The organism is Methanosarcina sp. UBA5 (assembly GCF_002505485.1).
Classification (GTDB): domain Archaea; phylum Halobacteriota; class Methanosarcinia; order Methanosarcinales; family Methanosarcinaceae; genus Methanosarcina.
Genome location: NZ_DAVG01000103.1, coordinates 89995 through 103499, shown reverse-complemented (window position 1 = coordinate 103499; position 13505 = coordinate 89995). Strand labels below are relative to the sequence as shown.

The 13505-nt window shown below is 41.0% G+C and carries 13 protein-coding genes; 4 read left to right on the top strand and 9 right to left on the bottom strand.

Annotated features, from left to right (window positions below; all coding sequences use genetic code 11):
* Positions 1-282: 282 nt before the first annotated feature.
* From BP621_RS12225 to BP621_RS12190, 8 genes are all read right to left on the bottom strand, one after another.
* Positions 283-702: a hypothetical protein gene (locus BP621_RS12225; protein WP_292390327.1), complete on the bottom strand. Its 420-nt coding sequence runs from the start codon at positions 700-702 to the stop codon at positions 283-285.
* A gap of 474 nt (positions 703-1176) precedes the next feature.
* Complete coding sequence (locus BP621_RS12220) at positions 1177-1704, bottom strand: gamma carbonic anhydrase family protein (protein ID WP_292390325.1); 528 nt, start codon at positions 1702-1704, stop codon at positions 1177-1179.
* 195 nt (positions 1705-1899) lie between these two features.
* Positions 1900-2247: a hypothetical protein gene (locus BP621_RS12215; protein WP_292390323.1), complete on the bottom strand. Its 348-nt coding sequence runs from the start codon at positions 2245-2247 to the stop codon at positions 1900-1902.
* A 433-nt stretch (positions 2248-2680) separates the two neighbouring features.
* The gene (gene hypE / locus BP621_RS12210) at positions 2681-3724 is read right to left on the bottom strand and encodes a hydrogenase expression/formation protein HypE (protein ID WP_292390321.1); all 1044 of its coding nucleotides are present in this window, start codon (positions 3722-3724) and stop codon (positions 2681-2683) included.
* A 128-nt stretch (positions 3725-3852) separates the two neighbouring features.
* Positions 3853-4521 carry a hydrogenase nickel incorporation protein HypB gene (gene hypB, locus BP621_RS12205; protein WP_292390351.1) on the bottom strand — a complete coding sequence of 223 codons (669 nt, stop codon included), beginning with the start codon at positions 4519-4521 and terminating at the stop codon, positions 3853-3855.
* Positions 4522-4567: 46 nt separating this feature from the next.
* Complete coding sequence (gene hypA, locus BP621_RS12200; RefSeq protein ID WP_292390319.1) at positions 4568-4969, bottom strand: hydrogenase maturation nickel metallochaperone HypA; 402 nt, start codon at positions 4967-4969, stop codon at positions 4568-4570.
* Complete coding sequence (hypD, locus tag BP621_RS12195) at positions 4962-6080, bottom strand: hydrogenase formation protein HypD (protein ID WP_292390316.1); 1119 nt, start codon at positions 6078-6080, stop codon at positions 4962-4964. The genes hypA and hypD overlap by 8 nt, the downstream gene beginning before the upstream one ends.
* Positions 6081-6099: 19 nt before the next feature.
* Positions 6100-6360 (bottom strand): HypC/HybG/HupF family hydrogenase formation chaperone, encoded by a 261-nt coding sequence (locus tag BP621_RS12190; protein ID WP_011306835.1) that lies wholly within the window; start codon positions 6358-6360, stop codon positions 6100-6102.
* Between the two features lie 1263 nt (positions 6361-7623).
* Between BP621_RS12190 and BP621_RS12185 the strand changes: the two genes are divergently transcribed.
* The 4 genes from BP621_RS12185 (at position 7624) to BP621_RS12170 (ending at position 11938) form a co-directional block, all read left to right on the top strand.
* Positions 7624-8772 carry a hydrogenase small subunit gene (locus BP621_RS12185; RefSeq protein ID WP_292390311.1) on the top strand — a complete coding sequence of 383 codons (1149 nt, stop codon included), beginning with the start codon at positions 7624-7626 and terminating at the stop codon, positions 8770-8772.
* A 7-nt stretch (positions 8773-8779) separates the two neighbouring features.
* Entirely contained in the window at positions 8780-10555 is a 1776-nt protein-coding gene (locus BP621_RS12180; protein ID WP_292390310.1) for a nickel-dependent hydrogenase large subunit, read from the top strand.
* Positions 10556-10584: 29 nt separating this feature from the next.
* Positions 10585-11358, top strand: coding sequence for a cytochrome B (locus BP621_RS12175; RefSeq protein WP_292390307.1), 774 nt, complete (start codon positions 10585-10587; stop codon positions 11356-11358).
* 94 nt (positions 11359-11452) lie between these two features.
* Entirely contained in the window at positions 11453-11938 is a 486-nt protein-coding gene (locus BP621_RS12170) for a hydrogenase maturation protease (protein ID WP_292390304.1), read from the top strand.
* Between the two features lie 315 nt (positions 11939-12253).
* On the opposite strand, the gene BP621_RS12165 is transcribed toward BP621_RS12170, so the two are convergent.
* Positions 12254-13150 carry a peptidoglycan-binding protein gene (locus tag BP621_RS12165; RefSeq protein WP_292390302.1) on the bottom strand — a complete coding sequence of 299 codons (897 nt, stop codon included), beginning with the start codon at positions 13148-13150 and terminating at the stop codon, positions 12254-12256.
* Between the last annotated feature and the right edge of the window lie 355 nt (positions 13151-13505).

Sequence of the window (13505 nt, the reverse complement as noted above, 5' to 3'; positions counted from 1 at the left end):
TCACTTATTTTAGGTGCTCCTATGTTTTTGTGGTAAAAAGTGGAAGAAGCACTTTATTTAAAACCTTTTATATAATAACTGGTCAATTTAGGATTTCTACAAAGCCAATTTTTCTACTCCAAAATATTGGTCTAGAAGGGATTGGAGGTAGTTTTGAAATAAGCTCAGTAGATGGTAAGCAACTAATATCACAGGTCCGGTCCTGCCTGTAATTAGGACTACTGGATATATGGTTGCTTTTTTTCAGGTTTTTATTTATAATATTCCGTGAGGTAAGGAAGATCAGGATAAGTCACTTTTTCCTCTAAGCTCGTTTGCTCTCCTTTCTGCTTCTTCTTTTGTCTGGAAGATTTCATTGGTGCAGGTACATTTTCGCATGTTATGGTCACAGTGGTAAATAACATACAGAATGTCAGACAGGCTGTCAGTGGGCACATAACTTAACTCGGTTAATCCCCGGCCTATACGGGTATAATTTTGCCCGTCGATCTCGAGTTCTCCTGCGTCCTTCATCGGATCATATTCAAAATATATCTCGCTGTCCAGTGCAGCCTGCCATTCTTCAACAAAATAATTAGGCTGGCCCTGAATGTAGTCTTTCTCGCAATCCGAAGTGCCGGAGCTTTTTACATACTCAAACATACTTTCATATACATCCACCGGTTTTACTTTTCCATAGTACAGGATGTTTATGTTTCTCATTTTCGTTTCATCTCCATTTCAAATTCGTATTACTCTTTATGCACGTTAAAGTATTAAAGGAAAAAGCAAAGGAAAAAGCTAAAAAAAATTATTTTTTTCAGTTTAAAAAGTTTAAATAATACACATCTAAAATAATTATACTGAAACGTTACTCCTCTTCTTCTCTATCCCATAATTTCGTCTTTTTACTATCCTGTACATATCTAAACTACAAATATCCAGGTACAGACAAATGTAGCAAATCCGATCAAAAGAGCTATCAAACATAAACTAATCCCCAGTGCAGCAAGTATCGCAAATCCTCGAAGAGGATAACCTGTGTAAACCTGACCAAACCCTAGAATTGCGCAGGATAAGAGCACTGCAATTGAAGGGCTTTTTTCTTGTTTTTTATTTTCTCTGTATCGCAATCAGGATAAATTTTAACTTCTTTCTTTTAGTTGCTTATCCAATAATTTTTGTTAGCTCATATCTTTAGATTTTTTGTATGTTTCTCATTTCTTCTCTATACTCTCTGACAAACTCCACATATTCTACAGCGTTTTCTGCTATGGCTTTAATTTCGGATTTTTCAATTTCTCTCTTAACCTTCCCCGGAACTCCGATAATTAGGCTGTTCTCAGAAAATTTCTTCCCCTCAGGAATCAGCGCATTTGCACCTACAATAGAATTTCTTCCTATTTCAGCCCCGTTCAATATTGTAGAATTCATCCCTATAAGCACATTGTTTTCAATTCTGCACCCGTGAAGTACAGCTCCGTGTCCCACACTTACATCATTCCCAATCTGAACTCCATTCTCAGGATTTACGTGAATAACCACGTTATCCTGAATACTTGTCCGGCTCCCGATTTTTATTTTGTTCCTGTCTCCGCGAAGCACGGCGTTAAACCATACACTTGAAAAGTCCCCGATTTCAATATCCCCTATCACGTCTGCAGAATCCGCAATAAAAACCGTTTCCGAGATCTTCGGGCTTTTGCCTTTAAAATTCATTATCATAAATATGTCTCCGTTCTTTCAAACGCAGTTTTTTATTATCCGAGAATTGATCATGTCATTTTTCAGTTTTAATTTCTGTCATACAGGAAACTTTGCCCTTCATAAGCCTCAAAAGTTTCATTTAGGCTTTTTATATCGAAAACAGGCCTATTGCTTTTGTAATTGTCTCATGAGTCAATTGGTTTAAATTCTTACTTAGACTGCATAATGGTAAATAAGGTATGCAACGATCAGTAATGTCAAAATAGAACGGAAGTTGTACCCGGATTCTATATGTATGCTGTTTCTCCTTTCAGGTTTTTTTGGTTGAAATACATGGTCTATTATTGAAGAGATTGAAGGATCTGTTAACTGCTCTTTCCTTCTGTATCTGACCATGAGTGCGAAATGAATTGATGTTATTATGAAGGCCAGGATAAAAGTTGCAATACCTTCTACCGATATGTATCCCATAGCATTCAGGGCTCCCACGATCAAAAAAGATACAAAATATACTGCAACTGAGCGCCATAGTTCCTGTTCCACAATTGGATCTCGGTTCATACCTCGACTTCCTTCCTATTTTCAGTAAATATCCTGCTCGATAGATTTACCTGGGATACTTCCATAAGATCATTGTATTTTCTGTGACTACCCTGTTCTTAAAATCTTCTCAACTTATTTTATCATTATATTACGAATTTCTATAAGATAATTTACTTTTAAACATTATTTATTACTAGTGGCTGAGAAATCTCAAAAATGTAAGCTGGAAAACATAGACTGAATAGAGATTGAAAACGAAAAAATAAAAAATAGAGAATGAAAATAGAGAATGAAAATAGAGGATGAAAAACAGATAATGAAAAATAGAGAATTAAAAGAGAAATTAAAAAGAGAAATGAAAAGTAAATCCAATTAAACGAGAGGAAACAACTTTACTTCTAAACTCAATTCCAATATATTTTAATCAACCTCAGCTGGTGCCTGGCGATTTTTAGCATACTCTGGGAATCGGATCTCCAGCAGGTACATCTACAAAGCGCATGCCGCCGAAACGGTTTCTCAGTATTACTTCTCTCTTATCTGGAGTAACTTCTCCTATGACAGCGGCATCCCTGCCGTAAGGATGCTGCCTTAGAATCGAAAGCACTTCTTCTTCAAAGCCGGATTTGACTCCTATAACTGCTTTTCCTTCATTTGCAACCTCAAGAGGATCAAGGCCCAGCATCTCACAGGCCGCGGAAACGGCTGGTTTGAAAGGAATCCAGTCTTCTTCAATAAGAATGCCTGCTCCGGATTTTGCTGCCATCTCATTCAGAGCATTTGCAAGCCCTCCGCGAGTTGGGTCTTTCATTGCCGTAATTACGGGTTCGCCCTCCGGGGTTCTGAGTTTCAGGAGGGGTTCTATGAGTTTCCAGAGTGGGGCTGAATCCGAGGCAAGGTCGGTATCAAAGTCAAAACCTTCCCTGTGAGCCATAAGCGAGATTCCGTGATCGCCAATAGTTCCTGTAACCAGTATTTTGTCTCCCGGCTGAAGCCCTGAGTCCCTGACAGGACTATCCGTGATCCCCAGGCCTGCAGTGTTCAGGATAATTGAATCGAGCGCGGTTTTCTCCATAGTTTTCGTATCGCCCGTTATTATGGGCACGCCAACCTCTGCAGCCGTTTCATCCATTGTTTTAATTATTTCCTCAAACTCACTGAGTGGAAAACCTTCAGGAACTATGACTGCACAGGTAAGGGCAAGGGGCTTTGCACCCATAACCGTAAGATCATTAACAGTTCCTGCAACTGCAAGCCTTCCTATATTGGTATTTGGGAAAAAGGCAGGTGTTATCACATGACTATCAGTAGTCAATACGAGTTCGCATCCCTTATTGAAGCCCTCAAGCCTGACCGTGGACCCATCATCAAGACATTCAAGCCCTATCGAGCCTGCACTTTTATTACGAAAGTTTTTAAGAATTATTTCTCCTATAAGTGCCTGCATGACCTCTCCGCCTGCACCGTGCTCAAGAGAAATGGTATTGGATTTCATATAAGTCTCCTTTTTTTCGCCTTTTAAACCCACTGGATCTTTTCAATCTACTTTAAATCTTCTTAACCCTAGCTTCGAGTTAATTCTCTTTAATCTGGTTTCTACCTTGATTTCTTTAATCTTGCCTTTTATCTATTCTGAGCTTCTTTAACTCCAAGCTCGATAAAGCTAATCCAGGTTTCCAGGCTTTCCCAGTCGTGCTTTGAAGTCAGGATAACCGGCACCTTCGGGTTTAAGGAAAGAATGTCGTCTCTCATTTTTTCAGCATCGACGTCAACCGCGTGTGCAATGTCAACTTTATTTATAACTGCAAGCTCTGCAGTCTTGAATATCATGGGGTGCTTGAGTATAATATCGTCTCCTTCAGTCACGCTCACGATTACGACCCTCAGGTGTTCCCCTAGCTTGAAATCCACAGGGCAAATCAGGTTGCCTACGTTCTCAATTAACAGTAGATCCGTGTTATTAAGATCTATTTCATCCAGGGCTTTTTCCACCAGTTTTGCATCAAGGTGGCACTCTTTCCCAGTATTTACAGGAATAGTAGGGACATCGAGTTTTCTGAAACGGGAAGAATCCATCTCTGCAATTACATCTCCTGCGATCACAGCTATTCTATACTTATCCTTAAGTTGCCTGATAGCCTCTTCAATCAGAGTGGTCTTTCCTGACCCGATTGCACCCATAACATTTACCGAGAAAACCTGATGCTTGTCAAGTTTCTTTCTGTTTTTTTCAGCAACTTTGTCATTTGCTTTGTAGACATCGTGTCCCATATCAATTACGTGCATTAACATAAACATCACTTGGGAAATTTTTTTCTCATTTTTACTTGTTTGCGGTTTAATCCTGGTCTTCAGTTTCAATCTCTATACTTTTAATTATCAGCTCTCTGCCACCTGTAATCTGGGCAGGCTTTCCGCAGGCTGGGCATTCCATGACTGCAGCGTAAGCAAGAAGTTCGCTTTCGAATTCACAGTTTTTTCGTATCTTTTTTTCATCTACTTTTCCCGTGTATCCACAGTCGCATTCAAGGGAGGGAGGGATCATTTCTACAATAAAATCCGCATCTTTGGCAATACTTTCCTCTGCAAGAACTTTAAAACAGAAATTAAGCTGTTCCGGATTAGTATGAGATAGCCTTCCCATCTGAAGGGTTACGTGCTTAACTTCCGTGGCTCCGTGCTCTTTGGCAGTAGCCATCACCTGCTCGTAAATTTCACACGCAATGGAAAATTCATGCAACCCTGTTGCCTCCTTCTCTTGAGTACCTGAACCAGTTATAACACATACCTTCCTGGCTTACCATACAGGGGCCTGCAGGGCTTTTCGGGGTACAGTCCTTCCCGAAATTTGGGCATTGGGAAGGTTTTGCTTTCCCAGTAAGGATAGCTGCGCAGATACAGCGTTTTTTGTCTTTTCTTCCGGTTTTCTTTCGGACATCTTCAAGGGCAGAAGCATATAAGTCTTCATGCTTTTTTGCGGCGTCTTTTTCCTCAAACTCTTTCCTGAGTGCAAGTCCAGAATTCTCTATTCTTCCTATGCCTCGCCACTCAGAATCCGAGGTTTCAAATACTTCCTTCATTATTTTGAGGGCAATCTGGTTTCCCTCAGGTTTTACAGCTCTCGGATAACCGTTATCTACCCTTGAGATCCCTTCCTCTGCCTGCAGTTGTAACAGGTTTATTCCAAGGAGAATGTCTGCGGGTTCAAACCCACTTACGACAACAGGAAATCCTTTTTCTGCAAGAGATTCAAAGGGTTTTGAGCCTATTATGGTTGCCACATGCCCTGGAGCTATAAAGGCATCAACGTCTGCATCCCTTGCAAGGAATTCGACTGCGGGAGGAGTTCGCTTCTGCGAGGCAAGGAGGCTGAAATTTTCGGGGGTATTTCTTAAAAGGGCAGCCGCATTTGCAGGAACGGTGGTCTCAAAGCCTATTCCAAAAAAGACTACCTCAAGTTCTGGCTTTTTTTCCGCAAGGGCAACTGCATCATCGATACTATAGACCATTTTTACATTTGCCCCTTCAGACTTCGCATCCAGTAAACTTTCGGCCGAACCTGGAACCCGCATCATGTCTCCAAAAGTGACAACGGTTGCCCCACTTTTCGCAAGGGCTATTGCAATATTAACGTCTTCTTCAGGAGTCACACAAACAGGGCATCCAGGGCCGCTTATTACCTCAATATTTTTCGGAAGGACACTCCTTAACCCATATTTTGCTATAGTCCGCTCGTGAGTTCCGCAGACATGCATTATGCGAAGCGGTTTATCCGAGCTTCTTATTCTTTCCAGAAGCTTTCTTTCAAGTTCAGGAACTTCTGGCTTTGAGAGGGAATTCCCGTTTTCCATTTTTCATCAGCGTCCGCTTTCAGATAGATTCGCTTTCTGGGGTATCTATCTCCTCAAGTCCCGCAATCTGTCTGAGAAGGTGCATTGTTTCTTCACTTTCTTCTTCCGAGATTTCGGCTATTGCATATCCAACATGGACAAGAAAGTGTTTTCCTATTTGGGATTCATTGGCGCCTCCCATAAGGTCCATATTTACATCTCTGCAGATCCCGCCCATGTCAATCGTTGCAGTATTCTCATTTACAATGGATTTTACTTTTCCAGGAATAGCTATACACATGTTTCCTCGAACTCTTTTCTTTTAAAATCCTATTAATTTATATAAATTCATTTTTTATGAGGTAAATTCCTGTATTAAGAGTTTTGTAAGATATATATTAAGGGTTTTACTAAGGGTTTTACAAGAATTATTTTACAAGAGATATATATTTGTGGGGTATATATATTTACAGGTCTCAACTTAGCAAAAACCCTCCAGTTTTATTTCCTTAACTGGTTAAACAGTTTTTATCCCCTACTTGTTTTTATTTCTCTACTGCTGCTTTTAAATGCTCGTTTTTCCTTTCTCCACTTGCCGCAGATAGAAAAATGGAGGTATCATGAACAAGAACCTGATTTTACGTTTTAAATAAATCTATTGTCGAAAATTATTTTTTAAAATTCTATGGTTCTATTTTATATTCTTTTTGTTTTTTCATTTCGCTTGCATAATTTAAAGATGTTTTTTGTTTTGATCTTGAACTTGCTTTAGATATGTTTTAGAAAGGGTTCTAAAATCGCTCTATTTGAGTCTGAATACCTCTAATTCTAAAAGATATGAATAATTGAGGTTTGAGTAGTATTTATTCTGCAGCTTCACATAATAAGATGAGCTTTTTAGCACTTCTTTTCCGTTTTAAGTTCCTATTGAGAGTGTTTTTCAGAACACTGAAGATCATAGTTAATAGAGAAAAACCCGGGTTAAAAACTGAAAAGCTTTTAGTAGAACCGAAATTATCCGGATCCTTGAGACTTAAACAGGGTCAGTAGTGGTAATGTAGTTCCCTATCATGAAATTTTAGTTCTTTTTAGAAGCTCGATCTACTAAAATATTCCTTAAAAAATAAGTGATTTTTTCTTTGCTTTTCAAAACTTTTCTGCTTTTTATCTTATTTTATGCTTTTTGTCATAAATATAAGTAAATTTCTAAATATGAATCACGATTTCAGCATTAACTTTTAACTTTCAAAATTAAATTGATTTTTTTAATTCTTTTTTCTCCTTCAAGATACCCAAATTCCACTTTTATATACTATAACGCACATTTATGTGCATCAAATTGTGTTATTTATATTTGAAGGCCTATTATATTTATTATTGAATCATATACTCCCAATGCAGCCAATTAATATATTTATCGGAGCGTGTAAAAAACCTTAAATACTATTCCCACATTGAAAACATTAGTGGTAAATTTATGCATGAATTTATATAATTATTGTGGACAATTATTCAAAATTTTCTTTCGTATGTATAATTTGGGTAAAATCAAGATGTGGTAGAGATGAGTACTGGAATAAAAAATCTTGTCCGTACACTGGATAGTGTAGATTTCCTAAAAATGGATCGGCGCACTTTCATGAAAGCATTAGGTGCAATGGGTGCAGCTACATTCCTGAACACATACCAGGCTGAGATTGTAGGTGCGCTTGAATTTGCAGAGACCAAGCTTGTATGGTTGCACGGCTCTGAATGCACTGGCTGCTCCGAATCGGTCTTAAATGCCGGCAATCCTGACCTTGTACAGGCACTAGAAAAGCTCAACGTCAATCTTGTTTTCCATGAGACTATTTGTGCACAACAGGGAATCTGGAATGACGGTAAGCTTGTAAACAACTCCGAGCTTAACTCTGAGATTCTCCTTGAAGAGACTTACAAAGCAGGCAAGTATATCTTGGTTGTTGAAGGCTCAATTCCGAACGGTCCAAATGGTTCAGGACGCTACCTGGTTATTGGAAACAAAACTTTCAAGGATTCCCTTGCAGAAGCTGCAAAGAACGCAGTCGCCATCGTCGCAGTCGGTGCCTGTGCCGCATACGGAGGAATTACCTCTGCAGACAGCGATGTTGCTAAGGATACAGATTACAAAGGAGTAGCTTACTCAAAGGACGTAAAAGGAGGCATGCTGAAGGAGCTTGGCATAGATAAGCCAGTAATCAACATTCCTGGTTGCCCTGCCCACCCTGACTGGATTCTTCTGACCCTGGGCGCGGTGATTCTTGGAAAGATCAAGGTTCCTGACGATCTCAATACCCTCCTGGATGACTACGGCAGGCCAAAGGTCTTCTATCCCCCAGATCATGTTGTCCATGACAATTGTCCCCGCCGCGGATACTATGACCGCGGAGAGTTCGATGAGGAGGTTGGCGGGCCAGGTTGCCTGTGGAAATTGGGATGTAAAGCTCCCTATGCGCACGCAGACTGTGCGATTCGTAAGTGGAATGGTTCAGTAAGCATGTGTACCCAGGCAGGTGGTCCCTGTATTGCCTGTGTCGAGCCTGGCTTCCCAGACACATCAAGGCCACTGTATGTCGAACGTGAAGATATAGGAGTTGCCGGAACAAACATTGACACCGTAGCCAAAGTTGCAGTCGGAGCAGCTGCAGTTGCTGCAGGCGTACATGCTGTTAGGAGAATGGGAAAAGGAGAGTGAGTGAAAAATGGTAAACGTTACAGTTGATCCCTTAACCAGAATTGAAGGCCACCAACGCATATCCACCGAAGTAGGTGCTGACGGTGTTATTACTGATGCACAGTCATCTTCCCTTATATTCAGGGGTTTTGAACGCATTCTGCAGAAACAGGATCCAAGAGACGCAGCTTTTCTTACTCAGAGAATTTGTGGTGTCTGTCCTCTTGCTCATGGATTGACAGCCACAAATGCTCTTGACGATCTTTATGGTGTAGCTGGGAGTGTTCCAAAAGATGCTCTTATGATGAGGAACATTTTCCAGGGTCTGAACATGGTTGCAAGCCATGCAACTCATATATATGTTCTCTTCGGTCCTGACCTTGCAAACCCAGCGTACAAAAAAGTCCTTACAACACTGGGAGACACCGGAAACGCAGTCTGGAAAGAGATGGTTGGAAGGTTTGCTCCAATCAGCTACAAGATGGATGGAGTGGCTGTACCTGTAGGAAGTTCCTATCTTGCAGCAATTCCTGAAAAGAAACGCCTTCAAGAGGCTATTGCACTTATTGCAGGCAGAATGCCTGGTCCTTCATCCCTTTATCCAGGTGGATATACCTACCCGGCTACTGTCGCAGATGTAACCAAACTTGCCTCTTACTATTTGCAGGTAATGGACTTCGTATCCAAACATACTCTGAAAGTTCCATTCAATGACTGGATCAATAATACCTATAAGGCAAGCTCTCCTCAAAAAGCAGTAAGCTTTGTTACTGAACACCTCCAGGGACTTGTTGACAAGGCAACCACTTCCAACGATTTCTCCAAAGACGCAGGTTGGGGAGATGTGGAATTCTATGCAGCTTTTGGTTCCAAGCTTGTAGGAGAAGATATTCTTGGCCTTCCAGCAAGCCTTAAACATGATACAATCGGTGGGTACAAGGACCCCTCAAAGATCTGCTTCGTTGCATACGGTGGATACTACAAGTACAAAGACGGATACGACCCGAAGAGCCCAGCAGGCGACCGTATTTTCACCTCAGGTGTGGTATCAGGAAAGCTCGAATATCAGAAATTTGATCCGGAAAAGATTACGGAGAGCACTGCTCACTCCTTCTACCAGAACAGTGCCAATGACCTCGCACCAACAAAAGGTGAAACCGTTCCGTTTACGGATCCAAATAAAATCGCCTTCACAGGAGGTTCGAACAGCCAGTACAGCTGGGACAAGGCTCCGAGATACGACGGAATTCCAGGTGAAGTCGGGCCTCTTGCACGCATGCTAAATATAAAAGAGCCTCTTGTAACCGGCCTGGCTCAGACTTTCAATGAGAAAGGCTACTCTGCAGCTAATGTTTATACCAGAATGCTGGCTCGTATGCAGGAAATGGCAATTCTCGCATATGAACTTCTCAACTGGGTAACAGTCGACTATACACCAGGAGGCAAGATTTCCGTACCTATAGACCTTAATGCAGCTAAAAATAATACGGGAATGGGCCTATGGGAAGCACCTCGTGGAGCTCTTGGTCACTGGATATCTGCTGGCAGCGATGGAAAGGTTACCAACTATCAGGCCATAGTTCCAGGTAGCTGGTTAATGTCCCCAAGAGACAGCAAAGGCATCCCTGGTCCGCTCGAACAGTCTCTCATTGGTTCAAATATCAGCCCAGTAGGATCTGTTGATTATACCAATCCAGTTGGCATCTTCCATATGGGCAGGTCCTATGATCCTTGCATCTCATGTGCAGTCCACACCATTGACCTGACTGGGAAAAACGCTCCAAATACTCTAAGAATACTCTAAGTAAGTATAGTACAGGGAGATGACCCACAATGAAATCCAAAGACAACCGGTCAATGGTTGTTGAGCGCTATACCGCAACTGACAGGATAGCTCATACCGTCCATGCTGTTGCAATGTTAGTGCTCATCATCACCGGATTAAAGATCTATACGGGATGGGACTTTATGAGTTTCCATACCGCCCGCGGGCTTCACATGATAGCGGTCCCGTTCCTGCTTGCAGTGAACTGGATTCTTATCCCTTACAACATCTTTTCCGAAGGCCATGGGTTTATGGGAAAAATTTCACACTTTACGGACCATTATGTTTTTGGTCCTAAGGATGCAGCTCGCATGGGCGGTATAATTGGCAACTTCTTCAGGAAAGGCAGATACCCTGCATTTAGTATCTATGATGAGACTACTGGCCACTACAAGACCAAACTTCATCCCTTAATGAAGATCCTGATCGTGCTTGAAGGTACAGCTCTCTTCTTTATCGCGGTTTCAGGTGTTGTTCTTTACAAGCTCGACTGGTCGGTTTTCGGCCTCCCTATAGCCTCATGGATCCTGTATGTGGCAGGCCTTATTTCGCCTTTATTCAACCTGTCTGCTTTGGAGTTCCTCAGGATACTTCACCTGCTGCTGACCTACTGGTTTGTTTTTGAACTGGTAGTCCATGTGGGCATTCTGGAGTTTGATCCTCATGTCTTGAAGTACTACAAAGCTATCTTCCTGACAGGAAAAGAGGATCTCTCAGATACTCATTACTCTGAGGTTATCACAGCTAAAACAAAGTATTGTCCTACAGAGGAAAGGCCCTGAAAATTTCTTAAAGAAAAATATTAAATTTAAGGTAGTACAGGCATGTTTGAAAAGCTTGTATACCTTTTAAATCCTTTTTTGTTTGAGTGAAAATATGTCTATACTAAATGCTCCTGTCCGTATCCTTGGCTGCGGAAGCCCATTAATGGGAAACGATGGTGTTGGCCTCAAAGTCATTGAAGCCCTTAACAAAACCGAACTTAAAGATCTCAAAGATCTCGATATAGTGGATGCAGGGGTCTGCGGACTTGACCTTCTAAATCTTCTCGACGGTGCCAGAAAAGTCATTATAGTTGATGCAATTCTGGCTAACAGCCCCCCAGGTTCAATACACCGTATAGAAGGGAAAGACTTACTGGAAGGTACCGAATTTCACCCCCTGGTTTCAGTACATGACCTGACAATTACAGATGTATTGAAAATAGGAGAACAGGTCCAAGAGCTTCCGGAAATCGTGGTTATTGGGATTGAAATCGGATTGATTGTCACGGAAGCTACGCAGGAAATAAGTCCGGATGTCCTTAAGGGTGTGGACAAAGCCATAGGGATTATCAGGGAAGAGATTTCTTACTCACTTTAACCATTTTTATTAAGTTACTTTTTTTCGGTTTCGTTCTCTATTTTTATTCGTTTTTCTAATTAATCTATATCCTAAATTCAGCTAGACAAATAAGTTATGTTTCAAGACTCTACGAATAAAAAGCTTATTTTAAAATCTGCCAGACAGAACTCTAAAAAGGACTGAATATGCCTCTGAAAAGAAAAGAAGTTAGGTTTTTGTCTCTCAGGACATATCCTCATTTTAATATCTTTTAAGGTTAATACAGCTCTCCTTTTTCATCTAAACTTTCATTTGGAGCCTGCTTAATATAAAGGGCTCTTTCCTCTTAATAAGTTACTCTGATTTTCCCGGCACCCAGTTGCTATAGAGTTTCCACTCGATTAAAGAGTCTTCACTGTCAGTTTCGATGTAAAATCTCCATATAAAGGGCTCTTCTATTGCAGAGAATTCAAAATCTACAAGGGCTTCAGGTAAAAGTACGGATTCTTTTGCTTCTCCTGTATTTGTCTTTACCGTGACGCTTGACTCCTTGACATTGAGGTTACTTAACTCAAGACGTATAGATTTTCCAGCTTCAGCTTCAAAAGAAGAATTATTTCCACTCACGGTTCCTGCAGTATGGAATTTACGTCCTTTATCATCAACCGTCTCAGATAATCTGGTCACATGTGGAGTTATCGGTGGTCTGACTGTACGTGGAGTTGTCGGCCTGGTCTCATGTGAAGATCTTACGACTGTTGTAGTTGGAGGTCTAGGTACTTTTACTTCAGGCGCTTCTACTCGCGGAGCTCTGGGTACCTTTACTGGCGGTGCTCCTACCGGCCCCAATGGAGACGCCCTTGGTGATCGAACCGGAGATTCTGGGTATAAAGGAGTTGAAACTTCTGATAGCTGCGGCTCGATTGTTGGCGAAACCGAGGGTTCCGGAACGCCCGTGAAAAATTCGTTATCCAGGCTTCCTATGGTCTCTGACCCTACTACTCCGTCAACTTTCAATCCGCGTGATTCTTGGTAACTTCTGACCGCCAGTTCGGTTTCATCGCCAAAAATACCGTTGGCTCCAACCCCAGGCACAGGAAAGCCTAAAATTATTAGAGCCTGTTGAACTTTCTTTACTGCAGAGCCGCTATCTCCTCTCTGGAGAATTCTTTCTTTGTCATTGCAAGCCTCCAGAACCTCATCGCCTGCAAATCTCGGCGACCTTAAATCGTGACCATCCCCAATAGTCATATCCTATCCCCCTTATTTTGCTGCAAAATCTTTTCCCTTAAATATGCAGCATTATTACTAAATGTTACTAACCTTAAAATTTCAATAAATAGAGTAGCGATATTAAAATATATAAGTTTTTAGAAAAATTAAATTTATTCTAACTGTTATTTAATTATCTTTATATATTGAAAGTATGACAAATTTGTCAAGAATGTCTAAGATTTGTCAGGAATATATTTTTCTTGATCACTAACAGAAACCTGTCACTAACAGAAATACCAATAGAAAGAGCCTTTATCTTTTCTTTTTAAAAAGTTGAATCTTGAAATATCTTAATTTCCTGCTGCAACATAAAAACTTACTTGCGAAGCGG